The sequence below is a fragment of the Brevibacillus sp. NRS-1366 genome (assembly GCF_050467985.1).
This window is the reverse complement of sequence record NZ_JBITPN010000025.1, coordinates 126458-152440: the sequence shown is the minus strand read 5'-3', so window position 1 is coordinate 152440 and position 25983 is coordinate 126458. Positions and strand designations below refer to the sequence as shown.

22 protein-coding genes and 1 pseudogene are annotated in these 25983 nt (G+C 44.0%); 20 read left to right on the top strand and 3 right to left on the bottom strand.

All coding sequences use genetic code 11. From position 1 onward, the window contains the following. The first annotated feature begins 43 nt into the window (after positions 1-43). The 5 genes from ACIFQN_RS22810 to ACIFQN_RS22790 are packed head-to-tail and all read left to right on the top strand — an operon-like array spanning position 44 to position 5244. Positions 44-889: an ABC transporter permease gene (locus ACIFQN_RS22810; protein WP_429835354.1), complete on the top strand. Its 846-nt coding sequence runs from the start codon at positions 44-46 to the stop codon at positions 887-889. A 57-nt stretch (positions 890-946) separates the two neighbouring features. Then, positions 947-1933 carry an ABC transporter ATP-binding protein gene (locus tag ACIFQN_RS22805; protein ID WP_429835339.1) on the top strand — a complete coding sequence of 329 codons (987 nt, stop codon included), beginning with the start codon at positions 947-949 and terminating at the stop codon, positions 1931-1933. After that, positions 1930-2919 (top strand): ABC transporter ATP-binding protein, encoded by a 990-nt coding sequence (locus tag ACIFQN_RS22800; protein WP_429835338.1) that lies wholly within the window; start codon positions 1930-1932, stop codon positions 2917-2919. Before ACIFQN_RS22805 ends, ACIFQN_RS22800 begins: the two co-directional genes overlap by 4 nt. 41 nt (positions 2920-2960) lie before the next feature. Next, positions 2961-4388, top strand: a complete 1428-nt coding sequence (locus tag ACIFQN_RS22795; RefSeq protein ID WP_429835337.1) for a serine hydrolase domain-containing protein — start codon at positions 2961-2963, stop codon at positions 4386-4388. A 19-nt stretch (positions 4389-4407) separates the two neighbouring features. Continuing rightward, positions 4408-5244, top strand: a complete 837-nt coding sequence (locus ACIFQN_RS22790) for a M55 family metallopeptidase (RefSeq protein WP_429835336.1) — start codon at positions 4408-4410, stop codon at positions 5242-5244. A 97-nt stretch (positions 5245-5341) separates the two neighbouring features. Here ACIFQN_RS22790 and ACIFQN_RS22785 read toward each other — a convergent pair whose 3' ends face one another. Then, positions 5342-5932 (bottom strand): NAD(P)H oxidoreductase, encoded by a 591-nt coding sequence (locus tag ACIFQN_RS22785; protein WP_429835335.1) that lies wholly within the window; start codon positions 5930-5932, stop codon positions 5342-5344. 44 nt (positions 5933-5976) lie between these two features. Then, on the bottom strand, positions 5977-6780 hold the full coding sequence (locus ACIFQN_RS22780) for a MerR family transcriptional regulator (protein WP_429835334.1): 804 nt from the start codon (positions 6778-6780) through the stop codon (positions 5977-5979). Positions 6781-6899: 119 nt separating this feature from the next. On the opposite strand from ACIFQN_RS22780, the gene ACIFQN_RS22775 reads away from it, so the two are divergent. The 9 genes and pseudogenes from ACIFQN_RS22775 to ACIFQN_RS22735 all read left to right on the top strand — a co-directional run bounded on the left by ACIFQN_RS22775 (position 6900) and on the right by ACIFQN_RS22735 (position 16022). Further along, positions 6900-7400, top strand: coding sequence for a DinB family protein (locus tag ACIFQN_RS22775; protein WP_429835333.1), 501 nt, complete (start codon positions 6900-6902; stop codon positions 7398-7400). 325 nt (positions 7401-7725) lie between these two features. Further along, positions 7726-8420, top strand: a pseudogene (locus tag ACIFQN_RS22770) (arginase family protein). A gap of 332 nt (positions 8421-8752) precedes the next feature. Further along, a complete protein-coding gene (speB, locus tag ACIFQN_RS22765) occupies positions 8753-9724 on the top strand; it encodes an agmatinase (protein WP_429835332.1) in 972 nt (323 codons plus the stop codon). 78 nt (positions 9725-9802) lie between these two features. Continuing rightward, the gene (locus ACIFQN_RS22760) at positions 9803-11128 is read left to right on the top strand and encodes an aspartate aminotransferase family protein (protein WP_429835331.1); all 1326 of its coding nucleotides are present in this window, start codon (positions 9803-9805) and stop codon (positions 11126-11128) included. 84 nt (positions 11129-11212) lie between these two features. Next, on the top strand, positions 11213-12310 hold the full coding sequence (locus tag ACIFQN_RS22755) for an ABC transporter ATP-binding protein (protein ID WP_429835330.1): 1098 nt from the start codon (positions 11213-11215) through the stop codon (positions 12308-12310). Between the two features lie 52 nt (positions 12311-12362). Beyond that, positions 12363-13445: an ABC transporter substrate-binding protein gene (locus tag ACIFQN_RS22750; RefSeq protein WP_429835329.1), complete on the top strand. Its 1083-nt coding sequence runs from the start codon at positions 12363-12365 to the stop codon at positions 13443-13445. Between the two features lie 5 nt (positions 13446-13450). Continuing rightward, positions 13451-14353 (top strand): ABC transporter permease, encoded by a 903-nt coding sequence (locus ACIFQN_RS22745; protein WP_429835328.1) that lies wholly within the window; start codon positions 13451-13453, stop codon positions 14351-14353. A gap of 1 nt (position 14354) precedes the next feature. Further along, on the top strand, positions 14355-15140 hold the full coding sequence (locus ACIFQN_RS22740) for an ABC transporter permease (protein WP_429835327.1): 786 nt from the start codon (positions 14355-14357) through the stop codon (positions 15138-15140). A 12-nt stretch (positions 15141-15152) separates the two neighbouring features. Next, positions 15153-16022, top strand: a complete 870-nt coding sequence (locus ACIFQN_RS22735; RefSeq protein ID WP_429835326.1) for an MBL fold metallo-hydrolase — start codon at positions 15153-15155, stop codon at positions 16020-16022. Positions 16023-16163: 141 nt separating this feature from the next. On the opposite strand, the gene ACIFQN_RS22730 is transcribed toward ACIFQN_RS22735, so the two are convergent. Next, complete coding sequence (locus tag ACIFQN_RS22730; RefSeq protein WP_429835325.1) at positions 16164-17111, bottom strand: MBL fold metallo-hydrolase; 948 nt, start codon at positions 17109-17111, stop codon at positions 16164-16166. Between the two features lie 210 nt (positions 17112-17321). Between ACIFQN_RS22730 and ACIFQN_RS22725 the strand changes: the two genes are divergently transcribed. From ACIFQN_RS22725 to ACIFQN_RS22700, 6 genes are all read left to right on the top strand, one after another. Further along, a complete protein-coding gene (locus ACIFQN_RS22725) occupies positions 17322-18143 on the top strand; it encodes a MerR family transcriptional regulator (protein ID WP_429835324.1) in 822 nt (273 codons plus the stop codon). Positions 18144-18222: 79 nt separating this feature from the next. Then, complete coding sequence (locus ACIFQN_RS22720) at positions 18223-19590, top strand: sigma-54 interaction domain-containing protein (protein WP_429835323.1); 1368 nt, start codon at positions 18223-18225, stop codon at positions 19588-19590. Between the two features lie 275 nt (positions 19591-19865). Then, the gene (locus ACIFQN_RS22715) at positions 19866-20765 is read left to right on the top strand and encodes an MBL fold metallo-hydrolase (RefSeq protein WP_429835322.1); all 900 of its coding nucleotides are present in this window, start codon (positions 19866-19868) and stop codon (positions 20763-20765) included. 63 nt (positions 20766-20828) lie between these two features. Beyond that, positions 20829-22286, top strand: a complete 1458-nt coding sequence (locus ACIFQN_RS22710; RefSeq protein WP_429835321.1) for an amino acid permease — start codon at positions 20829-20831, stop codon at positions 22284-22286. Between the two features lie 262 nt (positions 22287-22548). After that, a complete protein-coding gene (locus tag ACIFQN_RS22705) occupies positions 22549-23571 on the top strand; it encodes a LacI family DNA-binding transcriptional regulator (RefSeq protein WP_429835320.1) in 1023 nt (340 codons plus the stop codon). Between the two features lie 233 nt (positions 23572-23804). Then, the gene (locus ACIFQN_RS22700) at positions 23805-25982 is read left to right on the top strand and encodes a hydantoinase/oxoprolinase family protein (RefSeq protein WP_429835319.1); all 2178 of its coding nucleotides are present in this window, start codon (positions 23805-23807) and stop codon (positions 25980-25982) included. Position 25983 lies beyond the last annotated feature (1 nt).

Here is a 25983-nt window from a genome sequence, read left to right as displayed (position 1 = left end):
AGAAGTGGCGCATGAATCGCAGCCTCCTGATAAAGCAGCGGAAATTTCAGTGACTCCATCACGATCCTACTGGTCGCAAGTGATCAAGCGTCTACTTCGCAACAAAATGGCGATGATTGGTGCCGTAATCTTGCTGTTGTTTACAATCGGATGTGTTTGTGCACCGCTTTTAGCCCCTTATCCGATCGATCAGATGAACTTCAAAGATCGGATGATGGCTCCTGGAGCCAAGCATCTGTTGGGTACAGATGATTTCGGCCGTGACATTTTTTCACGGCTTCTGTACGGTGGCAGAATATCGCTGCTGACGGGCTTGATTACCGTCACCATCGCATCTGTTATTGGAGTGACGCTGGGGGTTATCGCGGGCTACTATCGGCGCTTGGAAATCTACATCATGCAAGTGATGGATATTTTACTTGCTTTGCCAGCATTGCTGCTTGCGATCGCGATCATCGCTGTTTTGGGGCCGGGACTTACGAATGCCATGATTGCTATCGTCATCGCTGTCATTCCTTCCTATGTGAGGATCGTACGCGCTTCTGTTCTTTCGATTCGTGAAAAAGAGTACATCGAGGCAGAGTGGGCACTCGGAATCAAGGACGCTGTCATTTTGGGAAAGCATATTTTGCCAAATATTTTATCGCCGATCATCGTCTTGATGACTGTGCAGTTCGGTAGCAGTATATTAGCAGCAGCAGCGCTTAGCTTTCTCGGTTTGGGTGCCCAGCCACCCGTGCCAGAGTGGGGCGCCATGGTGTATGTCGGTAAAGCATTTTTGGGGCAGGCTTGGTGGATGTCCATTTTCCCTGGTATAGCAATCATGTTGGTGGTGCTCGGCTTCAATTTGTTGGGGGATGGTTTGCGCGATGCACTTGATCCAAAATAAATCGAAAATGAACATTTTAAAGCCGAGTAAAGTGATCAAAGGATAGGGGGCTATACGATGAAGCAGAACCAGACCGTGTTGGATATCGATCGGCTCTCTCTGAATTTGAAAACAGAGCGAGGGATGTTTACGGCGGTGAATCAAGTCAGCTTTCAGATCAGAGCAGGGGAAACTTTAGCGCTAGTAGGCGAATCAGGCTGTGGCAAAAGCGTTACCTCCTTGTCGATCATGGGACTCATCTCCAAAAAATTAGGTGTGCTGGAAGGAAACATCCGTTTCAAAGAAAAGGTCCTAAATCAATTGCCTGAACGTGAAATGCGCCAGATTCGCGGTCGTGATATATCAATGATTTTTCAGGAACCAATGACTTCGCTGAATCCTGTCCATAAAATCGGTAAACAGATCGATGAAGTGTTCCGATTGCATACCGCCCACACCAAGCAAGAACGGCGCGCTAAAACTATCGAAATGCTGCGAAAAGTAGGAATACCGAGGCCGGAGAGTATCGTAGGTGATTTTCCCCATCAGCTTTCAGGTGGAATGAAGCAGCGCGTCATGATCGCAATGGCGATGGCTTGCGAGCCTGACCTTCTGATAGCCGATGAGCCAACAACCGCATTGGACGTAACGATTCAGGCACAGATTCTGGATTTGATGAACGAACTTAAACAGACCGCACAGACGGCTATTTTGCTAATCACCCATGATTTAGGTGTCGTTGCGGAAATGGCTGACCGCGTGATGGTTATGTACTACGGCGAAATTGTCGAAGAAGCAGATGTCCGGACGATTTTTTCCAATCCCAAACATCCTTACACAGTTGGACTGCTCCAATCGATTCCGAGCCTGGAGACGGAGAATGACAGGTTGACTCCGATCAGGGGAAATGTGCCGATTTTGGGAGAAGTGCAGCAAGGCTGTCCTTTTAGCTCCCGTTGCATGCATGCGGTAGAAAAATGTAGGAAGCAAAAACCGCCTGTAATCAGTACGGATAAACATTCCGTCAGATGCTGGGTCTATCAGGATAAGGAGATGGCGATATGAGCGAAAATCTGCTGGTAGTAGATAACCTCAAAACATACTTCCCTCTGAAAAAAGGTCTATTTGGGCGGAGTTCCGGTCATATCAAGGCAGTGGATGGCGTTTCTTTCCAACTAAAAAAAGGGGAGACGCTAGGAATTGTCGGGGAAAGTGGGTGCGGCAAATCGACGACAGGCCGCAGCATTCTCCAATTAGTGAAACCAAGTGATGGCTCCGTCCGCTTTGGAGGGGAGGAGCTGAATTCCATGTCTGTAGAAAAGCTGCGAAGTCTGCGCAACCAGATGCAGATCATCTTCCAAGACCCTTACTCATCGCTAAACCCACGCTTGACGGTCTCTACCATATTAGCCGAAGCATTGTCTGTGGGAGCCATGCAAAAAGACCCCCGGACAATGCGGGTAAAAGTACTTGAGCTATTAAAGCTGGTCGGCTTGAATCCGCAACACGCTGACCGTTACCCCCATGAATTTAGCGGCGGACAGCGGCAACGCATTGGGATTGCACGCGCCATAGCCGTAAAGCCCAAGCTTATCGTAGCTGACGAGCCCGTTTCTGCACTGGATGTCTCTATCCAGGCTCAAATCTTGAACCTACTGAAAGAGCTTCAGGAAGACATGGGGTTGACCTACCTGTTCATCTCCCATGATTTAGGCGTGATCCGTCATATAAGTGATCGCATTGCAGTTATGTATTTAGGAAGGATTGTCGAGATCGCGGACAAAAAGAGTCTGTTTGAACAGCCACTTCACCCTTACACGCAAGCCTTGATTTCAGCCGTACCTATCCCCAATCCCGACAGAAAGAAGGAAAGGATCGTGTTAGGTGGCGATGTACCAAGCCCTGCAAACCCACCAGTCGGTTGTGCGTTTCACCCACGATGTCGCCATGCCATAGACATTTGCAGGACTGTACGACCAATCGAACTCACCATGGATAAAGACCACATCGTTGCTTGCCATTTATATGGGACCGGCGAGAGAAGCAAATGAGTAATCAAACCGGGGAAATCAAAAAAACAAGGAGGCATGACATGAAAACGAAAGAGTGGGAAGCGTCGTTTGAAGCATACGCACAGGGGCTTATCGATGAGTTTCAAGTACCAGGGGCCATCGTTGCTGTAGCGAAAGAAGGCAAACTCTTTTACGAAAAAACGTTTGGCTATCGGGACAGAGAGGAGCAAGCCCCTATTGATCTCGATACCGTATTTGGTATCGGTTCGATAACGAAGTCTTTTACATGTGTGGCGATCATGAGGCTTCAGGAGGACGGCAAGCTCTCCGTACATGATCCGATTGTTACTTATTTGCCAGAGTTCCGCACGCCGGATGAAGCCCATACGAAAAGCATCACGGTTCATCATCTCATGACTCACACCCTCGGTTTGCCGCCTCTTTCGACTCTCATTCCCGCGATGCTACGCAGCTTAAAAATAGATCCGACAGCAGAAGAGCTGTTGAAACATTTTGAAACGGATTGCAACGAACCGATCGATACTTATGAAGAGCTGATGGCGTATATCGCGGGGCAGCAATTTGAATTGCTGGGCCCCCCAGGAACCGAGTTCAGCTACTCAAACGATGCTTATGGCTTGCTCGGAGCGATCATTGAGCGTGTCAGCGGAAAAACGTATGAGGCGTATATTAAGGAACATCTTTTACAACGGCTTGACATGGAGAGGTCTGTTTTTCTTGTAGAGGAGCTGGGGGCGGATGATAATTCTTCCATGCTCTACACACCACGAATACGTGATAGTGTTCGCGAAGTGCTGCGCGCCCCTGGCTGGTGGGATTCTCCAGCGACGCGTGCAGCTGGCTTTCTCAAATCCTCTGCACGAGACATGCTCCGCTATGCAGAGCTGTTCCGTACAGGCGGTACATCCCAAGGCGTTCGGATCATCACGGAAGATAGCGTAGCGCAAATGACCGCTCCCCATGCCAAAAGCGATTCGATACGCAGCTACGGATATGGGCTAGGCATTCTTCCATTGACAGAGCAGTACACCTTGATCCAACATGCAGGAGGCTTAAAGGGCATTACCGCTTACATGTTCATTGTTCCAGAGGCGGGAATTACCGGCGTCCTACTGACCAACGTCGATGATGCGCCGATTTCGGATCTGAGCCTGGGGTTAGTAAACAGCTTGTTCAGCCGCCCCCTTGATACGCAGTTTGTCACCTTTGTCGATTACGAGGTGCCACTTACCCAGCTGCAGCAATGCCCAGGCACGTATAAATCTGGGGAAGGTGATGAGGTTACGATTCGCCTGGATGATGCCGAGAAGCAGCTCATCCTCGCAGCTGGGAGCGAAGAGCTGCCACTGCGTCCAATCGGCGAAGATGCCTTTTTGTTCAGGCGTCGCAACACAGATAATCTCGTTCGTTTTGTTCGCGATCCACAAGGTTTGATAAAACGATTCGCAATGGGTTCACGACAGTTACCCAAAGTAGAATCACACTAAAATTGGGAGGTCCATTCGAATGAAGGTTTTTATTTCCGTTGATATGGAAGGTATTTCTGGCTTAACTGAATGGGAGGATGTCATCCCCGGCCGCCGGCATTACGAGGCAGGACGGAGACTATTGACGCAGGATGTGAATGCGGCAATTGAAGGTGCGTTGGAAGCAGGAGCGACGCAGATTATTGTGAACGAGTCACACGGTCCCATGAACAATATTATTTTGGAGGAATTGCATCCACAGGCAGATGTAATTCGTGGTTTTTTCAAGCCTTTGTGCATGATGCAAGGAATCGACAGTACATGCGATGCGGCAATGTTCATCGGTTACCACGGAAAAGCCGGGACAGGGGACGCCGTGCTCAATCACACGTTGTCTGGCCTTGCCATCCATCGGCTCGTTTTGAATGGCAAGGAGGTAGGCGAGGCCGGTTTAAATGCCGCGGTTGCAGGAGCTTTTGGCGTTCCGGTCGTGCTGGTCACAGGTGATTCGCAGACCGCCTTGGAAGTGGAGGAAGATATTCCGGGTGTCTTTACTGTAGCTGTGAAGTCAGGCATTACCGGCCTCTCTTCCCAGGCGATGCATCCGGTACGCGCACGTGAGCTGATCCGTAATCAGGCAAGAGAGGCATTGCTCCATAGGGGTAATGTGCAGCCACTCGGGCAAAAGGCGGAGAATACGATTGAAGTAGAGTTTACCAAAACGCAATTTGCCACGGCGGTTAGCTGGATGCCCGGAATAGAGCTGGTCGATGGACGCACGGTTCGTTTTCATTCCAATGATGTTGTGAGCATGATGCCTGTCTTGCAGGCGATGCTGATGATTACAGGGCAAGTAAATCGGATGATTACTGGTTGAAGTGGATGATGGTCGAATAAGCAAAAATGCAGCTAATTCCTGACGAGGAAAGGCTGCATTTTTTGATTGAAGAAGATATGGGAGAAGGCAAACTCACTTAAAAGGCTTGCCCGATCTGATAAGCCTCGTTCAATAAAGTGGCAAAATGAGCCTCGATCTTTTCTTTCGAGCTACCATCAAATTTTCCATATGAATTATACATAAAGTGTACATGGGTATCTTGAACGCCGGTATATTGCGCCAAGCCTACGTTCAGGTGATGCTCCACCATCAAATGATAATTGCGTTTTTCAAATTGACTCTGAGTCTCGCCAATCATGGTGATCCATCTTATTTTTTGAACTGGCAATTTGCCTGTGCCATAGGCAAATCCATAGTTCCACACCCGATCGATGTATCCTTTCATGATGGCGGGCATGCTGTACCACCATATCGGGAAAAGAAAGGCCAATGCATCGCTTGCTCGGATCCGATCCATTTCGCGCTGCACCTCGTCTGAGTATGCTTTGTTCGGATTACTCCAATCAGGCTCATCGATTGTATGCAAGATCGGATTGAATCCTTCGGCATACAAATCGGCGATTTCGAACTCATGACCTGCCTCGGTTAATCCTGCCGTGAACCGATTCGCCATGCTCACTGTGAGCGAATCTGTTCTTGGATGAGCAACGACAACAAGTATTTTCATAAGGGTCCCTCCAAATTCATCTGAGAGTACCCTCAGTCTAAACCCTACAATGATTGTAGGGTCAAGGGGTTTATTTGAACCTGTAATTCCCACACACTGGTGTAACAAAATTCGTAGATGTCGCTCACTGTCTCGATTTCTTGAGTCAAAATATGTTGACGCAGCAAACTGTAATAGGTAGGTGAGTTTGCGTGGCTATCTTCGATAAGAAGCGTTAAATAAGTGCCTTCTGCCATGTGATGAGACCGGAATCCTTCTGGAACGACTGTCGGGTTTACCAGAAATAAATAGGAAGCATTCGTTCGTTCATCAAAGAAAGTGGGCTGCGTCACAATAAAGCCGGGTTCCGTATTGATATAATCAACCTGGTTGGAAAAGGGCAGGAATGAACGGTAATATTCCGTTTCCTGCTCCTTATATGTAGATACGTCAATTGATTTGCAAAATATTTTTCTTGCCTCGTATCGCCGAAGCGAGATCTGGTTTTTAGGCTCTGCTTGCAACGCCATGAGACGATTCCGTTTGTCTTCGAGCTCTATTTTCAACGATTGCAGCTCTCTCATTTTCTGTTCAAGCCGCTCGAGCTGGACGGTATAAACCTGGTCCATCCGGTCAGCATTCCACTGTGTCGCCGCCAACTCTTTTATTTCAGAGAAGGGAATGTCCATGCTTTTGAACTTTTTAATCCGATGCAGAAGCGGAAGCTGATACAGAGAATAGTATCGATATCCTGTTTCTCGATTGATATGGACGGGAGAAAATAAACCGATTTTATCGTAGTATCTCAGCGTTTGCAGAGGGATGTTAAACATTGCGGATATTTCTCCGATTCGAAAATAGGGTTCCATTTGGCCTCATCACTCCTCTTTTTCCATTTCTTAATACGCGCTTCGATTAGCTTTTTCCAACTTTTCCTAAAATGATATAATAAGCAGAAAACAGTTTCAAATACAAGGAGGGAACAAAAGTGGAAGCGGTGATTGAAGAGTACAGTCGCGGATACGCAATGCTCCGGGAAGCCATTGAAGGCTTGGACGAGGAGGAACTTCGTTTCAAGCCCGCACCTGATAAATGGAGCATCCATCAAATTATCATTCATGTGACGGATTCCGAAATTTTGTCCACACACAGGCTGAGAAAAGTCTTGGCGGAGGAGGAGCCGCTACTGATTTCCTTTGACCAAAACGCATGGGCTAAAGACTTGGGATACGATTTATTGGACCGTGAACAGCATTTGCTTCTGTTCCAATTGCTGCGCTCCAGTATGCAGACAATTCTGGACCATCTGACAGTAGAACAAAGCGAGCGGGTGGGAGTGTATGAGGATGCGGGGCGGTTCACTTTTAAGCAATTGCTGGAATTCCGTATCCAGCACGTCCGCGACCACCTCGCCCAAATCGAAAGGGTGAGGGAGGTGTACATAAACAGAAACCTCATTGAAAACGAAGATCATAAATCCCATGCATAAATAACGATGGTACGAAAAGATGAATCGATAAATAATACATGTATAAAGCAAAAAATCTTGCGCTTATTTTGCAAGATTTTTTGCTTTTTTTTGGCGTTCTAGCAGAAAACCTGAAACAATGGAAAGTTCATCCAAGGAAAAGCCATGGCACGTGATTTGCTTTAAGTTAAGGAGACAAAGGCCAAGAGAGGACAACTGCGTATGAAATCTGTTCAAGAGATGATCAAAGACAATAAAATTTGGGCCGGTTTGAACCTATACAATCCCGCCAACAACAGAACACTGGGAAGACCTCTCGAATCTACACATCCTTGACGTTGGGGACATGCCTGGGGAAAGTCGGGACGAGCTGTTTCAAAGTGTGGAGGAAACCGTGTATGCCAGTGTGAAGGCCGGGAAATTATTCACGATGATCGGTGGCGATCATTCCACGACGATTCCGGTATTACGCGGAGTGGATCGAGCGTTAGACAAGCCATTTGGAATTATCCATATCGATGCGCATTTTGACCTCTGTCATGAAATGGGCGGCGATCTTTTGTCTCATGGCTCCGTAGAGAGACGAGCGTTGGAATTGACAAACGTACCAGATACACAAAGCATTTACTTTGTGGGCATTCGTTCTGTGGAATCAGAAAAGCTGGCATCCATTAACGAGAACAAAATGAATATTCAGCGATGGATGTTCGCAATATCGGTGTTGCAGAAACGGTAAGCAGAATCAAGAAGGAAATGAGCCGCTTTGAATATATTTACGTCACGATCGATATTGATTCACTAGACCCGGCATACGCACCTGGTACGGGTACACCTCAATTCGGCGGATTGCATAGCCGGGAACTCCTTGATTTGCTTTATGGATTGTTTGAACTGCCGGTGATTGGTTTTGACGTTGTGGAAGTGTCTCCTTCTTTGGATCACACCTCAGTGGCTGTCTTTGCCGCACGACTGGGCCGTTTGGTCTTGGTGGGAAAAGCAGGTCCAGCAGACTCGCGTTTAAATTCGCTCTCGGACAGGTAATAATTGCTGCTTCCCATTCGAAAAATATAGGAAATAAAGATTGGGACAGATGTATTGACTTTTGTGTAACACAAAGGTTTACACTCGAAAAAATCGTATCGAAGCTATTTGTCTTTACGAAAACCTAAAAGATGACGGACTTGGGGGTGGCAAATCCACTTATAGAGCAATAATGTCGGGAGGTGAATGGAGTGTAAAAAAGCAAAATCATACATACATTGCAAAGGCTGTCGATGAAAATTTCAGAATAATCCGATGTTATAGATTTTTAATAATATTCGAGTTTCAATTACCGAAAATCATTTGTGAGACCAATGAGAGGAGAAGATTTCATGAATAAATACCAGCCAAAGGATTCATTTCAGTCACCGCGTTTTTGTGGCCCACGTACGTTTATGCGTTTGCCGTACATTGAAAAGTTGGACGAGTTCATGGATTTCGTCATCACCGGTATTCCCTTTGATTCCGGCCAATCCTTTCGCACCGGGTCGAGGTTTGGGCCTGAGGCGATAAGAGATTTTTCCATTCTGCTGCGTCCCTACAATCCCGAACAAGACATTAACATTTTTGATTATATATCGGGTGTTGACTACGGAGACATTCCGGTTGTACCAGGCTATATCGCGGAAACGTATGACAAGATCGAAGACGGACTAATACCGATTGTCAAACAGGGAACGATCCCAATTGTTTTGGGCGGCGATCATTCCATAACGCTGGGGGAACTGCGCGCGATTGCCAAGAAGCACGGTCCGGTGGCACTGTTGCAGTTTGATGCTCATTCTGATACGTGGGACAGTTACTTTGAGCAGAAATACAACCATGGAACCGTATTTCGACGGGCAATTGAGGAAGGATTGCTGGATGTATCTCGTTCCATTCAGATCGGGATGCGCGGTGGATTGTACGGAATCGAAGACATAGAAGATGCACGTAATTTGGGCTTGGAGTTATACACAACCAATCAATACAAGCGAGCTGGCGTACAAAATATGCTGGGGGTGATTCATCAACGTGTGGGTAAGGGGACCGTATTTTTATCTTTTGACATTGATTTCCTAGATCCGGTATATGCACCTGGAACAGGAACACCTGAAGTAGCAGGGGCAAGCATTGATGATGCGTTGGCATTCGTGAGAGGTTTAACCGGGATTAACTTTGTTGGATTCGATCTCGTCGAAGTTCTCCCGGCGTATGATCATGGGCAGATTACTTCCGCTGCGGCAGCGAACATTATTTATGAATTTATCACATTGATTGCCTTGCAGAAAAAGAAAGAGATGGACTCTGTTTCCACCCTGTAGAACATGTAAGAGCAAGTGATGATGTTCCGAAATTATACTTTATTCGTAGAATACAATTTGAGGAAGGATTGTTACTAAATGAAGAATGATTGGAGTCAACTTGTAAAAAATATGCCAAATCGACTCGCTCCCAGCATGGCAAAGGACCATCCGAATCTTCCGGTAGTGAAGGAAGAGGGATGTTACTATTTTGGATTGGATGGGAGAAAGTATCTCGATTTCACTTCAGGTATTGCTGTTGCAAATACTGGTCACCGCCACCCCAAAATTGTTCAAAGTATTAAAGATGCGGCGGATCAACTGACTCACGGGCCCTCAGGTGTCATTATTTACGAGTCCATTTTGCGATTGGCAGAAGAATTGGCAGAAATTTTACCTGGTAATTTGGATTGCTTTTTCTTTGCCAACAGTGGGACCGAAGCGATAGAAGGGGCCCTCAAGCTAGCCAAATATGTGACACAACGGCCGTATGTTATTTCCTTTACAGGGTGCTTTCATGGTCGTTCACTAGGTGCATTGAGTGTAACGACATCCAAAAGTAAATACAGAAAATATTTACAACCGTCTGCATTCACCTATCAAATTCCATATGCCAACGTCAAAGAGTGTCCACCTGGGGCAGACCCTGAGGTTTATTGTATGGAAAAAGTAGAGAAGGATTTTGAAAACCTGTTCAAGCATCAGGTCACTCCCGAAGAAGTAGCCTGCGTGATTGTCGAACCGGTGCTTGGCGAGGGTGGCTACATTGTTCCGCCCAGAGGCTGGCTGCACAAAATCAGAGAAATATGTGACAAGCATCATATCTTGCTCATCTTTGATGAAGTCCAAACCGGATTTGGGAGAACGGGAGAATGGTTTGCTGCCCAAACATTTGGTGTCACTCCTGATATTATGGCGATTGCCAAAGGGATCGCTTCTGGATTGCCATTGAGTGCAACCGTAGCTTCAAAAGAACTCATGAGCAAATGGCCATTAGGGAGCCATGGAACCACATTTGGCGGAAATCCGCTCGCTTGCTCTGTCGCCTTAACTACGCTCGAAATCATTAAAGAGGAGAATCTGATTGAGAATTCTCGCAACATGGGAAAATATGCCGTAATGAAGCTTGCGGCATTAAAAGAAAAACATACGGTTATTGGAAGCGTTCGGGCAGTTGGATTGATGATTGGAATCGAAATTATTCATCCTGTCTCGAAAGCACCTGATGGCGAGGGACTCTTGAAAATACTGGACATTGCTCTTAACAAAGGTGTGTTATTTTACCTTTGTGGTAACTATGGGGAAGTAATTCGAATGATCCCGCCATTAACAGTTACGAAGGAACAGATTGATGAAGGGTTACAAATTTTAGATGAAGCACTGACAGAATACGAAAGAAATTCAATGGCAGTATCGTCCCAATAGGTGATTTGGTTTGAACATTTACGCACTGAATATTTATAAAATTGCAAATCATACTCAAGCAATGAAAAGGGGGGTTGAACGATCATGAGTATAGGAGATAGTTTATCAGTGGTTAACGCCACTAAGTATTACAAAAAGTATAAGGCAGTGGACTCGGTCAATCTCTCGGTGAACAAAAGCGAATTTTTAACCATTTTAGGCCCTAGTGGTTCCGGAAAAACTTCGTTACTCAAATTAATTGCCGGCTTCGAAGAACTAAGTAGTGGCTCGATATTATTAAACACACAAGATATCACCCTAAAAAAAGCCTATGAACGAAATATTGGGATGCTGTTTCAAAATTATGCTCTCTTTCCCCATATGACTGTTTTTGAAAACGTTTGCTATCCACTTCGGATTCGTAAGGTACCTAAAGACGAAGTGAAAAAGAGAGTCGAAGAGATGCTTAGGCTCGTTCATCTTGAACATTTTGGCGAGCGATATCCGAAGCAACTCAGTGGTGGCCAACAACAACGCGTTGCTTTAGCGAGAGCGATTGTATTCAATCCTCCGCTGCTTCTTTTAGACGAACCATTAGGAGCCCTGGACAAGAATTTACGTCAGAAAATGCAGATTGAGATTAAACATATTCAGGAAAAAGTAGGGATTACGACCATCAGCGTTACTCATGACCAAGAAGAAGCCCTAACCATGTCTGACCGAATCTGTGTCATGAATCGTGGCCGTATTGAACAAGTGGATACCCCCGAAAACCTTTACAAGAGACCCAAAAATAGATTTGTTGCAGAATTTATTGGTGAAATCAATCTTATTAAAGGCAATGTGGTCGGAATCGAAGCAAGCAAAGCAAAATTGAAAACCCTTGATTCACAGATGGTCACCGTCGAAGTAGAAAATCATCAGAAGGATATGAAAAATACACCCATGCTCTTGGCAGTACGCCCAGAAAACATCCAAATTGCTAGGGATGAATCCGAATTCCAAAACACGCTCAAGGCCAGAGTGTTCGAAACCGTTTACGTTGGAGAAGCAGTCAAGGCAAAAACCCAAACGATTACAGGACAAGAAATTACCGTGAAAATACCTTCTGCAATCTCCGATGGGATCTCTTGTGGAAAGGAAGTTTTATTAGGCTGGAATGACAAAGATGCCTCCTTGATCGCTGATGAAGCTTCTGTATAGGTAATGAACAGACATGAACAGACATGAACAGACAAAAAAAGGGGGAAATTACATGTTTAAAAAATGGGGACTTGTTTTATCGTCATTATTTCTCACGTTAACGATTAGTGCCTGCGGCGGAAATTCTGCTTTACCTGGGAATGGCTCATCAATCGACGGGAGTACGGGAGAAGACAAAGAATTAGTAGTGGTTGATTGGGGAGGAGCCAGAACGGAAGCCAGCAAAAAGAGCATTTATGAGCCGTTTGAAAAACAATACGGGGTAAAAGTTATTAGTGTTTCTCCAACTGACTACGGTAAATTCAAAGCAATGGTACAAAGTGGTGCAGTAGAGTGGGATGTTGTCAATGTTGATACGGACTTCGTAATCCGTGGGGGAAAAGAAGGTTTACTAGAGAAGCTGGATTACGGAGTGATTAGTAAGGAAGGGTTGATCGAGGATTTAGTTAACGAGTATGGTGTCGGTTCAGACTTGTTTACGACTGCCATTTCTTACAATACGAATGCTTATTCTAACGATAATCACCCTAAAAATTGGTCAGAATTCTGGGATACAAACAAATTCCCTGGTTCACGTGCACTTTGGAAGTATGCCCCGGCAACATTAGAAGCGGCCCTGCTTGCTGACGGGGTAAAACCCGAAGAATTGTATCCGTTGGACGTCGATCGTGCATTCAAAAGCCTGGATAAAATAAAAAAAGATATAAAGGTTTGGTGGAGTTCAGGAGCACAATCCGTACAGATTTTATCGAGCAAGGAAGTCGTGTTGGCTGAGGCTTGGAATGGCAGGATTTCCAAAGCAAAGGCAGATGGAGCACCTATCGATCTAGAATTCAATGAAGGCTTGATTATGGCAAATAACTGGGTCATCCCCAAAGGTGCACCACACAAGGATTTGGCAATGAAATTTATAGCTTTTGCTCTCGAAGCCAAACAGCAGGCAGTGTTCTCCTCTGAACTTGACTATGCTCCAGTAAATGAAAAAGCGTTAGATCTGATGTCTGATGAAGTGAAAAATCGGTTGGGTCAATCTCCAGAAAAATATAAAACTCAATTGTTCATCAATGTAAACTGGTGGGTTGATAATTATGACAAAGTAAATGAGCGTTTTCAACAATGGCTTCTTGCGAGGTGAGATGGATGATTAAAACGCAAAACGAAGTAGGGGTACGCTTGAACAGTGTATCCTTATCTTATAAACTAACTCGACTTCCAGGATTACAATGGCTTCTACCGATTATCCCTTTGGCTTATATATTGTTTTTAATGGTCTTTTCGATGATAAGCCTCTTTAAGCTGAGTATTTCGAATGAAGACGGATTTACTTTCGAGTATGTAACCCATCTCTTTACACATACTGTCTACCTCGAAGTACTATGGCTGACAATAAAAACGGCATTTCTCGTGACTGCCTTCGCGTTATTGCTTGCCTACCCGATTGCGTATCTGTTAGTCAGGATCGAGTCCGCCACATGGAAGAAACTAATTCTGGGTGCAGTATTGATTCCCTTTTGGATAAGTTTACTTGCTCGTTCTTATTCGTGGATGATTTTGCTGCAAGAACAGGGGGTTATCAACAAAATTCTTCTTGGATTGGGGATGATCGATCAACCTCTTTCTCTTATGTACAATACGTTTGGAGTAATCATCGGGATGACGCACGTCCTTCTCCCATACATGGTGTTAAGCTTGTATTCAGTCATGGAAGGCATTGATCAGTCCCTTGTCCGAGCTGCAGAAGGCATGGGAGCGCGTCCATGGAAAGCCTTTTTGCAAGTTTTTTTTCCGCTATCACTTCCCGGGATTTTATCCGGCGCTCTATTAGTATTTGTTCTGGCGATTGGATTCTATGTTACCCCAGCTTTATTAGGCGGACCAAACAATATGATGATCTCGATGCTGATTCAAGAGAATGTCACCACAACATTAAATTGGCATTTAGCATCCGCTCTCTCCCTTGTTTTATTTGTGGTAACGTTACTCCTCCTTTCCCTTTCGCTTTTGCTGACACGTAATAATCCCTTGCTAAAGGAGGACCATTAAGATGTGGCTAAGAGTTTTGGTAGGGATTATCCTAGCTGCTGTAATTGCTCCCATTTTAGTGGTAATACCCATGTCGTTTACGTCTGTCAGTTACTTTCAATTTCCTCCTCCTGGATATTCTTTGAAATGGTATGAAACCTTCTTTGACAATCAGCTGTGGATTGAAAGTTTACTGCGAAGTCTTACTGTTGCTCTCTTTACTGCTATTGTTTCTATCATTATGGGGACGATGGCATCCGTTGCAGTGACCCGCTTAAACTTCTGGGGGAAAAAGCTTTTTATGTCACTCATGGTCGCGCCCATGATAATCCCTGTCATTATCGTGGGCATTGCGCTTTACAATTCTTTTAGTCAAATGAAACTAGCGAATAGTTTGGCTGGGTTGGTTCTTGCCCATTCCATTTTGGCGATTCCGATCGTGTTTATGTCGGTTACCGCCAGTTTGAAGGGAGTGGATCGAAATCTTGAATTAGCTGCGGTTGGGTTAGGATCTACACCAAGTGGTGCTTTTTTTAAAGTAACCCTTCACTTGATCCGTCCTGCCATTTTATCAGGGGGCTTGTTTGCATTTATTACTTCTTTTGATGAATTGGTACTGACGATCTTTTTAGCCGGACCCAAAACCAAGACGCTACCTCTTGCCATGTGGGAAAACATACAGATCCAAGTGGACCCTACGATAGCTGCTGTCTCAACACTTTTGATCGTTGGAACAGTAATACTCTTTCTGCTTCAATCGTGGGTTGGGGCTAGTGCCAATAAAATAAAACAGGATAACTCTTTCTAAGGGGGAACGAAAATGCAACAAACTGAATTAATACGGATCACTGACAAAATACTTTACATGCTTCCGGAAGATGAAACAGATCGACCGATCCTTGCTGCCATTTCTGGTGTTAACCGAACATTGATAGTTGATGCAGGAAATTCATCGACTCATGCCGAGCTTTTCTTAAAAAAGCTAGCAAAAAATCAAGTGACAAAGATTGACTTATTAGTACTCACCCATTGGCATTGGGATCATGTTTTTGGTATGCACAGAATGAACTTGCCGACGATTGCCCATCGTGAAACAGCAAAAAAACTTGAAAAAATGGTTGGCTTAGACTACTCAGATGAAGCTTTAGACCAAAGGGTGAAGGAAGGCAGAGAAATCTCTTTCAGTGCCGAGAACATTAAAAAGGAGTTCCCAACTAGAAGGGATATTACCATTGTGACGCCAACGGTTACCTTTGAACAAAGAATTGAAGTTGATTTAGGTGGAACTAGCTGCTTGATCGAGCATGTTGGGGGAGATCATTCACCTGATTCTTGCGTGGTGTTTGTTAAAGAAGAGAAGGTTCTATTTTTGGGAGATTGTTTGTACCCAGATTATTACACTGGAGAGTGGAAATATACGAGCGCTAAAACTCTGAAACTATTAGACCAATTACAGGAATACGACGCTGAGATTTTTGTGATTTCACATCGAAGAAACCCATTATCTAAATCTGAATTTCATGATGAGGTCAGATTGTTTAGAGAAATATGCGCAATCAGCCAAAAGAAAAAAGATAATAAAAGAGCTATTATGGAAGAGCTATCGCATTCTCTAGGCAGGGAGCTTAAGGAAGATCAGCTGCGTCTCATTGACTACTTTATACATGGTCTTGAGGCTATTCAGCAGTAGACAATACACACAAAGCACCTTTTTTAGAAACAGACCAAAGCAGATAAAAAATGAGGCTGTCCCTCTGTAGAAAAATCTACTTAGGAGACAGCCTCTGCTGACTGCATGATGACGGATTTGTTTATTTTGCTTTGATGATTTCTATTTGGACTTACTATGACGGTCTCTGGTTATTACAGAAAATCCATCAAAATCATAGATATATAAATCATCCGGAACAACATAGCCTTCTACCACTTCACCGGTGTCTGGCAGCGATGCCAAAGAAAGGTCTCCACGCATCAACTTTTCAGAGCTGACTTTACCCTCCGCTAATAACTCCAATGCTTCCGCTACTTTTATCAATATGGTTGGGTCGCTAATTGGATAATTATGGGACGGGTGGATGGAATGTAGCTCGGGTACCAGTTGGCTAATTCGTTTCATCGTCTTAGCATAAGTTTCAATATCGGACTTTCCGTAGACGGTTCCATCAAAATGAGCATACAGGTGTCCTGGATAATAGCCATCCCCAGTAAACAGCATTTTGTTCTTTTTATCGAGCAACATAATGCTTTCATATGAATGGCCAGGTGCATGGATTATTTCCAGAATACGGTCACCGAGATCAATCGTATCCCCGTCTTGTACAGGTCTAGGATTACTTGGGGGAATAAAATAATTGGATCGCTCAAACCCTGCTGGCGCCTCTTTATAAAATAATTTCTCCTTGGTATGAGGTATTAATTCTGCGGTCGAATACCCCCGTTTTAATCTGTTTATTGCATCATTGTTATCAAAAACAAGCACCTCATCAAAAAGATAATTACTGCCAATGTGATCAAAATGAATATGGCTGTTTAGGACAATGACTGGCTTGTCCGTCAGCTCCATCACTACTTCCTTCATATTGCCAATCCCCATACCGGTGTCCCACAGTAAAGCTGTTTTAGAGCCATTAATCAGATAGGAAATAACCCCCTGGAAGTGAGATGGCTCGTAAATTGCTATAACATCGTTCGGGATTCTATAAACGTGAAACCAATCTTCTGCTACCTGTATTCTTTCAAGTGAATCATATGTATTTTTGTTTGTTTTTTTGATAGCCAATGAGAATCACTCCATTCTTTTTCATTCCAATTTCGATTAAAAGGATCATCTAGTTTACTTGCATTTACCTCCCATTCATTTTTACTCTACAACTGGAATTACCGCTTAAAATCTATCGTAGCAACTGATTTTTTTTGAGTGTAAACCTTTGTGTAACACAAAAGTCAATGCATGTGTTTGATCTATTCGCTATCAAGGAGGCTGAATGTCTTGAAAGAAAGGCTATCGATCAGTGAAATGGCCAAGTTGCGCAACGTGACGACAGAGACTCTTCGTCACTACGACCGAATCGATCTATTCAAACCTCATGCAGTGGATGTAGAAACGGGCTACCGATACTATTCCATTTTACAATCGGAGGTGCTAGGGACGATCAAGGAGCTGCGCCAAATAGGCATTAGCACGACAGAGATTAAGGAATATTTCGACCAGCGGAACATGAAGAAGTCGCTGCAGTTTCTGAGGTTAAAATATGATAAGATTCAAGCTCGAATCGAGGAGTTAGCCGAGCTTGAGGAGAACATAGGGGACAAAATACGCCATCTCGAAGACATGCTTGCTAGAGATCACGCTTCCGGCATCTTCATCCGCCAAATCGGCATGCGCCGACTCATTACCCAAGGTCGCTCCATCAATAACCATCTGGAATTGTACTACGGTATTCTAGAGCTGGAGAATATGCTGACCGAGCGAGCACCTATACTGGCTACCAACCGACTTGGCGTGCTGATTCCGCAGGAGGAGCTGCGTAGCAGGAAAACGAAAACGCCTTCCGTTGTCTTCGTCATCGCCAAGGACATGACACAGGTCGAACCGCAACATCTACTCGTCGTTCCGTCGGGCAAGTACGCCTGCATTACGTATAACGGCAAACTATGGGACCGTGAGCAATACCTGGCAGAGCTTTATCGATTCATCGAAGTATCGGGACACGAAATCGCGGGGGACGCACTTCAGATCATTCAGATTGACATCACGATCACGGATAATCCAGACGAGGTCATTTTTGAGCTGCAAATCCCGATTTTGTGAAACGGTAGGAACGGTTTTTGGGTTATACTAAAAATTATGGACGATATCTAACTAGTGCTCACAGAGGGGCGGTGACAAGATGATAACAAAGTATCTTGAACATTTTTCAAAGTTGTATGAACAACTAGATGGCCTGATTATCATCAATCGCGACGGGATTATTGAATTTTCAGCTATGTTTAATGCGGAGACAAAGCACATTGAAAATGAAGGGTTTACTGGAAGATACATATTAGATGTTTTCCCAACGCTAACCGAGGAAACTAGCAGCCACTTTCGGGTCATGAAGAGCGGTAATCCGATCATAAATGAAAGACAAATATTAACCGATATTTCAGGCAATACCTTTGAGTATGTAAATTCGACGTTTCCTATTGAGCACCAAAATAAGATTATTGGTACAATCGAAGGAAGTGTCTTCTTGTCAGTAAACGGAGTGCCAACGAGAAGCGAAACGAAAGAATCAAAACAGAAACATTCTGGCGGCTATTTGTATCATTTGGATGACATCGTAACTGCAGATCCGACAATGATTGAAATAAAAGAAAAAATCAGGAAGATTGCAGTAGAAAACTCTCCTGTACTGATTTATGGAGAAACAGGGACAGGAAAGGAATTAGTTGCACAAGCTATACATAGCCACAGTCTTCGAAACGATGGTCCGTTTATATCCCAAAACTGTTCGGCCATTCCCAACTCGCTACTTGAAAGCACTCTTTTTGGAACCATCAAAGGCAGCTTTACAGGGGCAGAAAACCGAAAAGGTCTTTTTGAGTTGGCCGATAAAGGAACACTGTTCCTCGATGAAGTCAATTCAATGGATATCTCCATTCAAGCAAAAATATTGAAAGCTATTGAAGAAAAAAAGATTAGACGTATTGGCGATGAGAAAGAAAAGGAAATTGATGTGCGAATTATCTCAGCAATGAATCAAAACCCATATCAAGCGATAGAGGAAGGCGTTATACGCAAAGATCTTTTCTACCGTCTAGGCGTAATACAGATAAATCTACCTCCATTGCGAGAAAGACAAGAAGATATCATGCTGCTGACGAATCTGTTAATACAAAAATATAATCAGAAGATGGGCAAAAGTATTGATGGAGTAAGTGAAATTGTAAAGAATACGTTCAATAATTATGAATGGCCAGGAAATGTAAGAGAGCTAAAAAATGCATTGGAGCATGCTTTTATCGTAACCGGAGGTAAAACGATTGCCCTTCATGATATTCCGGAGCATGTTTTATATTCGAATCAGGAAAAAGAAAGGTATTTTTCGAAGGATACGCATGAGAACAAATCACTCACGCAAAGGGTCGAAGAATACGAAAAAGGGATCATTCTGGATGCGTTGGCTGCTACCAAGAATATAACGGAAGCAGCCGGGAAGCTACAGATAACCAGGCAATCACTACAGTACAAGATTGATAAATACAGACTGAAATAGATTGTCGCTTAGGCAAAAAAACTTGCGTATTTTTCGCAAGTTTTTTTGTATTTTTAGCTCGTTTGAACAAGACACGGTTAATTTTATTAATTGGCATGACTCTTGCTTTATTCCTTGTTGCGTCTCATTGATTTGCATCACGAGGGGAGGAAACGAGATGGAAGAAGTAAGTCAAATGGTCAAATTGCTATGATGATGGACAGGTTTTAACAAACCAGGCCGGGCTGAGGGCATTACGCCAGAAAAGAACAAAGATAAAAGTGAGGAATGTATCCATGGATAAAATGAAAGATGCTGTCGTCGGAACGAATTGGGCCTCTGCACTCCCTAGAAAGAGTTATGAAAAGCTAGAACGAGTCGAATCTACAAATGAATGGTTCGAGGTATACAAATTACCGAAGGATGTATATGCCATTTATGAACCAGGGCATTTCCAGGAGGTTATCTCCTATTTAATTATTGGCGAGAAGAAAGCCATTCTCCTCGATACGGGAATGGGCATGGGGAACATACATGAACTGGTCCATCGCTTAACAGACAAGGATATTGAAGTCGTTAACAGTCACTCTCATTTCGACCACATTGGGGAAAATTACAAGTTTCCGAAAATATCCATTTTTGATGATATGAATGCCGTAACCACTCTAAAAAAAGGTTACACAGTGGAAGAACTAAAACCACATGTAACAAACGAGATGTTTGGAAAAATGCCACCAAAGGATTTCGTTGCTGAAAACTATATGATGCCCCCTTGCGAATTTGATTTGTTGCATGATGGTGACATTCTAGACCTTGGAAATCGAAAACTGAAGGTTATTCATACACCTGGTCATTCTTCCGACAGCATTATGCTGCATGACGAAGAAAATAGAATTCTATTTACTGGGGACACATTTTATCCAGGTGCTCTTTATGCCCACTTTGATGAACCGTTTTACGGGAAGTCTAATCTGGAAATCTACATGAATAGCTTGCAAAATATTGCAAATGACGTGGTTCCGCATATTGATTACATTTATTGCTCGCATAACGAACCAGTCAATGAGCCAAGGTTAATTGAGGACGCAATGAAAGCGCTTCAAGCCATTATCGATGAGAAAGCCTCCTATCAAGTGGATGAGAGTGGGTTGCGCAGGTACGATTTCGAAGGGTTTGCCGTCATTACGAAAGATTAAGACAACCAGTTAGCATTTGAGAGTGGTTATGTAAGGGGAATCAAAAAGGTGGGGGGAGCAAAAATGGAGCACGGGACGCAGAAAACTCACTCCGGTGAATTAAAAAAAGAATTAGAGACGCGCCATGTTAACATGATTGCCATCGGGGGAACGATTGGAACCGGCTTGTTCTTGGCAAGTGGCGGTACCGTTAGTGAAGCTGGCCCCGGTGGAGCATTGCTGACATACGCTATACTAGGGATAATGGTGTACTTCCTCATGACGAGCTTGGGGGAAATGGCTGCCTTTCGATCGGTGTCGGGAGTATTTGAAGTTTATCCCAGCAAATTTATTGACCCTGCTATGGGGTTTGCAATGGGATGGGTCTATTGGCTTGGCTATTCGGTTACCTTAGCAGTTGAACTTTCTGCCAGTGCGATTCTCATGAAATACTGGTTTCCAGATACACCCGGAATCATCTGGAGTGCCCTGTTTTTAGCCGTGATTTTTGGCATCAACTATTTATCTACCAAAGCATATGGGGAATCTGAATACTGGTTTTCTATGATTAAAGTTGCCGTCGTGATCGTTTTCATTGTGGTAGGTATATTGACGGTTTTTGGACTCATCGGTGGTGAATTTGTTGGGTTTAAAAATTTTACGTATGGGGAGGCACCCTTTGTAGGCGGATTGTCAGGGATGATAGGGGTATTCTTTATTGCCGGATTTTCATTTATGGGGACAGAATTTATTGCGATTGCAGCAGCTGAGAGCAAAAACCCGGAAAAAAGTATACCTCAAGCTACCAGAAATGTATTTTGGCGAATACTTCTGTTCTTTATTGGGGTTATTCTAATTATTGGTTTGATTATCCCCTATGATGATCCCAACTTGTTGCAATCCGATCTGGAAGCGGTTGCTATGAGTCCATTTACTTTGTTATTCCAAAATGCAGGGATGACAATAGCAGCGGGGGTAATGAACGCGGTCATCCTCACAGCTATTCTTTCAGCCGGTATTTCATCAATGTACGTCTCTACACGTATGCTTTATTCCTTGGCAAAAAGCCATAAAGCACCCCGTTTTTTAGGAAAAGTAAATTCCCGGGGAGTACCGACTAATGCCCTGTTCGGAACTGCGATCATGGGAGCAATCTGTTTTTTAAGCTCTTTGGTTGGTGATGGTGCAATCTATTATTTGCTATTGGATGGCAGTGCACTGCTGGGCTTTATTGCATGGCTGGTTATCGCTGCAAGCCATTATCGTTTTCGTAGAGCTTTCGTCATCCAAGGTCGTAGTTTGAACGAACTGAAATACCGCGCAAAATGGTTCCCGTTTGGTCCTATTTTTGCTTTTGTTCTCTGTTCCGTGATTGTACTAGGCTTTAACTATAAAGATTTTGTAAGCGGTTCGATTGATTGGATTAAATTTTTCGTGACATATTCGGGAGGGTTCGTATTTTTGATATGCTATTTCGGATATAAATTTGTCAAAAAGACAAAGATCATACCATTGAAAGAGATTGATTTTGACAATCTGTAAGTACATTGCAAGCGAGGTTTGCATAGCGCGATTCTATCAAATCGAAGAAAGCTGCCTGCAAAGTACTGACCAGAGGCTTGTATCATAGGTAGAGACTTGCGGCGTAGTGACTCTATTTCAGAGTCATTATGCCGTTTTTCGTGTAATGCTGTCTCGTTTTTCCCTCTTCTAATGGCGTTGTAGTTGTCTGAAATGGTAAAATAGAGGGAACAGATTGTTTCAATGACATTGAGGTCCTAACTAATGGGGGGTCAAAATCGAAATGAAGAAAGTTACAATCAACGATGTTGCCAAACGAGCAGGGGTAAGCGTAGGTACAGTTTCGCGTATCCTAAACAATAAGAGAGTAAAACCAATGTTGCAAGAAAAAGTAGAGAGAGCGATTAGCGAATTGGAGTACCAGCCTAATAGTGCCGCCAGAAATTTACGGACAAACAAGTCTAAAGCGTTTGCTTTTATCGTTACAGATATTTCAAATTTTACATTTTCAACGATTGCCAAGGCGTTAAATGACGTGTTGGATAAATACGACTATAGTCTCATTCTATATAACGTTGGTAAGGCAAATATCGAGTCCAAGCTGGAGCATTTTTTTTCCATGCGAAATGTGGACGGTGCTTTTTTAGCCATTGCTGAAGAGAATAATCCAAAAGTAAACAAATTACTAAGTGAGTTAGATATCCCTATTTTGATTTTGGATAGACAAATTGACTGTAAGGAAGCTGATTTTGTCTTTTCAGATTATTACAATGGTGTCAGGGGGGCGACCGATCATTTAATTTCATTGGGCCACAAGCAGATTGCTTTTATCACAGGTTCGTTGAATATCTACCCTGCACGTGAGGGAGTGAGAGGCTATAAAGACGCTATGAAGCTGAAAGATCTCCCAATCAGAGAAGAATTATTGTACACTGGCGACTTTACTGCTGACTTTGGAATTGAGGCAGTAGAAAATATGATTACCGGTATAAAACAGCAAGAAATCACAGCAATTATTACTGGAGGCAATCCAATCTTAGTTGGGGTTCTTAAGATGTTTCAAAAACATCATGTTATGATCGGAAATGATGTCTCCCTTATCTCGTTTGAGGATTCGGAACTTGCTCAAATTATGTCAATAAGTGTAATTCGTCGTCCTTTATACGATATTGGAACAAAAATGGCCTATACATTGCTTGATCGATTGATTCAGAGTGAATCAGAACATTTATCAGCATCTGGGCTGATAATACCAACTGATTTAGTAATCAGGTCTTCAACCAGCGCTTATGATGGGACAAAATAAAAAAATAATTGATAGTAGCACAAAAACATTTGACAATATTCAGATTATAGTGAATAATGTGGATAAATTTGATTCAAATCGAATGGGGGGAAGGCGTATGGCTTGGTGATTACGATACAAGATTTTTTTAAATAATAAATTTGAATCGATTCAAATACTGAATATTCAATTAAGTTTAATTGACTTACAACTTCTTTCATCAATTGGCTTAATGACTAGAGGAGGAAGAACAAATGACACGAAGTCAAGACAGTAATGGAGCAGGGACCTTTGTAGGAGTGGATATTGGCGGGACATTTACGGATATTGTTCTCAGAAAACCTGATGGTTCGGTTTTGGTAAGAAAAGTGTCCTCTACACCGGAAGATCCAGGTCTAGCGATCTTAGAAGGCCTTTTGGAGGTTTGCCAGACAGAGGGAATTCACTCTGAATCCATACAGGAGTTTATCCATGGCACGACCGTGGCCACAAACACCATATTAGAACATAAAGGTGCTAAGACTGGCTTACTGACGACGAAAGGATTTCGCGACGTTTTGGAAATTGCGCGTATTCGAACGCCTTCCCTTTTTGATTTGAAATGGGATAAACCAAAGTCGTTGATTGAACGACGCTATCGGCTGGAAGTGGTGGAGCGAATCGATGCAAAGGGTGAAGTCATTACAGAAATTGATCAGGAAAGTGTAATTGCTGCCATAGACAAGTTGGTTCGGGAGGGTATCGAGTCTGTGGCTATCTGTTTTTTACATTCATACTTGAATCCGGAGCACGAGAAAGTAGCTGAACGAATCGTTCGTGAGCGCCACCCGCACCTTTTTGTTACATGCTCCTACCAGGTTCTGCCGGAAATGAAGGAATATGAGCGGACGAGTACGACTGCCGTTAACGCTTATATTTTGCCTAAAGTAAATACCTATCTCAACCGCCTGCAGCATGGATTGGAAGAAATGCAAATCAAGGCTCCTTTATTAATCTCTGCTTCAAACGGCGGAGTACGCAGCGTTCATTCAGCTGCAGATTATCCTGTACACATCGTCGCATCTGGTCCTGCTGCCGGAGTGACAGGTTCGGCTAAGCTGCTTGAAAAAATGGGTATAACCGATGCGATCACCTTTGATATGGGTGGTACTACGGCCAAAGCGTCCTTAATTGAGCAAGGTGAACCCATTTTAACAAACGAGTATGAAGTACGTGAGGGGATTTCCACACCCAGTCGGTTTATTAAGGCGGGGGGATATCTGTTAAAGGTTGCTGCAGTAGACATTGGCGAGGTAGGCGCAGGCGGTGGCTCAATCGCCTGGATCGATAAAGGAGGCGCCCTTCGAATTGGGCCACAAAGTGCAGGAGCAGCACCCGGACCGGTGTGTTACAACTTGGGCGGGGAGGATCCTACTGTAACTGATGCGAATCTGGTCCTGGGCTATTTGAATCCTCATCATCTTGCCGGAGGAAGTTTGCTGGTGGATCGGGAACGAGCGGCGGATGCTATTCGGAGGAAGATCGCCGAACCGTTGGGCCTTTCACTCGAAGAAGCAGCTTTTGGAATACGCGAGGTAGCGAACGCTAATATGACCAGAGCGGTTCGATCCGTAACGATTGAAAGAGGGCGTGACCCGCGGGATTTTGCCATGGTGGCATTTGGCGGAAACGGGGGGGTGCATGGGGCTGATATCGCAGCTTCTCTGGAGATACCTACTGTAATCATCCCACAATTACCTGGTGTGTTTACAGCGGTCGGAATGTTAGCCTGCGATGTGCGTCGTGAGTTTGTCTCCCCTGTTCTCGGATTACTAAAAGATAAGCTGATGCAAATCAATGAAACGCTAACCGATTTGGAAGAAGAAGGTAGAGCAGTACTCGGTAATGAAGGCTATACGGGTACACAGGCTCAGATCAAGTTTTTTGCAGATCTTCGTTATTTCGGCCAATCATCAGAACTGACTGTCCCGATCGAGCTCCCTCTTCCTATTCAAGTGGCAGGGCTGGAGGTCATTGAACAAGAGTTCCGCAAAGAGTATCAGAAAACGTACGGATACGACACGGGGGAACCAGTCGAACTGGTCAATCTCCGGTTGCGTGCAGTCGGGGTCCGAACCAATGCACCTGATCTCACTTCTCTGACAGTGATGCAGCCGAAAATAGGAAAAGAAAAGTACGTCCGTACAGCTTATTTCGGTAAAAAATACGGCTTTATGCAAACGACGGTAATCGACAGAGCGGATCTGATGAATACGCCAGTGAATGGACCGCTTATTGTGGAGTCATATGATTCTACTATTATTGTACCACCGCATGCTTCTGCTCTTTCAGATCGATATGGGAATATCGTGATTCACGTAAACGCTACAAAAGAACAATCTTACGAGGGCCCAACAGACCACGTCCTTGAAATAGCAAAGGAGGCTAATTAAT

What these genes read in the sequence shown, in the direction of transcription:
- ACIFQN_RS22805 (WP_429835339.1), top strand. Translation starts at nt 947, where the DNA reads ATGAAGCAGAACCAGACCGTGTTGGATATCGATCGGCTCTCTCTGAAT.
- ACIFQN_RS22800 (WP_429835338.1), top strand. Translation starts at nt 1,930, where the DNA reads ATGAGCGAAAATCTGCTGGTAGTAGATAACCTCAAAACATACTTCCCT.
- ACIFQN_RS22795 (WP_429835337.1), top strand. Translation starts at nt 2,961, where the DNA reads ATGAAAACGAAAGAGTGGGAAGCGTCGTTTGAAGCATACGCACAGGGG.
- ACIFQN_RS22790 (WP_429835336.1), top strand. Translation starts at nt 4,408, where the DNA reads ATGAAGGTTTTTATTTCCGTTGATATGGAAGGTATTTCTGGCTTAACT.
- ACIFQN_RS22785 (WP_429835335.1), bottom strand. Translation starts at nt 5,932, where the DNA reads ATGAAAATACTTGTTGTCGTTGCTCATCCAAGAACAGATTCGCTCACA.
- ACIFQN_RS22780 (WP_429835334.1), bottom strand. Translation starts at nt 6,780, where the DNA reads ATGGAACCCTATTTTCGAATCGGAGAAATATCCGCAATGTTTAACATC.
- speB (WP_429835332.1), top strand. Translation starts at nt 8,753, where the DNA reads ATGAATAAATACCAGCCAAAGGATTCATTTCAGTCACCGCGTTTTTGT.
- ACIFQN_RS22760 (WP_429835331.1), top strand. Translation starts at nt 9,803, where the DNA reads ATGAAGAATGATTGGAGTCAACTTGTAAAAAATATGCCAAATCGACTC.
- ACIFQN_RS22755 (WP_429835330.1), top strand. Translation starts at nt 11,213, where the DNA reads ATGAGTATAGGAGATAGTTTATCAGTGGTTAACGCCACTAAGTATTAC.
- ACIFQN_RS22750 (WP_429835329.1), top strand. Translation starts at nt 12,363, where the DNA reads ATGTTTAAAAAATGGGGACTTGTTTTATCGTCATTATTTCTCACGTTA.
- ACIFQN_RS22745 (WP_429835328.1), top strand. Translation starts at nt 13,451, where the DNA reads ATGATTAAAACGCAAAACGAAGTAGGGGTACGCTTGAACAGTGTATCC.
- ACIFQN_RS22740 (WP_429835327.1), top strand. Translation starts at nt 14,355, where the DNA reads ATGTGGCTAAGAGTTTTGGTAGGGATTATCCTAGCTGCTGTAATTGCT.
- ACIFQN_RS22735 (WP_429835326.1), top strand. Translation starts at nt 15,153, where the DNA reads ATGCAACAAACTGAATTAATACGGATCACTGACAAAATACTTTACATG.
- ACIFQN_RS22720 (WP_429835323.1), top strand. Translation starts at nt 18,223, where the DNA reads ATGATAACAAAGTATCTTGAACATTTTTCAAAGTTGTATGAACAACTA.
- ACIFQN_RS22715 (WP_429835322.1), top strand. Translation starts at nt 19,866, where the DNA reads ATGGATAAAATGAAAGATGCTGTCGTCGGAACGAATTGGGCCTCTGCA.
- ACIFQN_RS22710 (WP_429835321.1), top strand. Translation starts at nt 20,829, where the DNA reads ATGGAGCACGGGACGCAGAAAACTCACTCCGGTGAATTAAAAAAAGAA.
- ACIFQN_RS22705 (WP_429835320.1), top strand. Translation starts at nt 22,549, where the DNA reads ATGAAGAAAGTTACAATCAACGATGTTGCCAAACGAGCAGGGGTAAGC.
- ACIFQN_RS22700 (WP_429835319.1), top strand. Translation starts at nt 23,805, where the DNA reads ATGACACGAAGTCAAGACAGTAATGGAGCAGGGACCTTTGTAGGAGTG.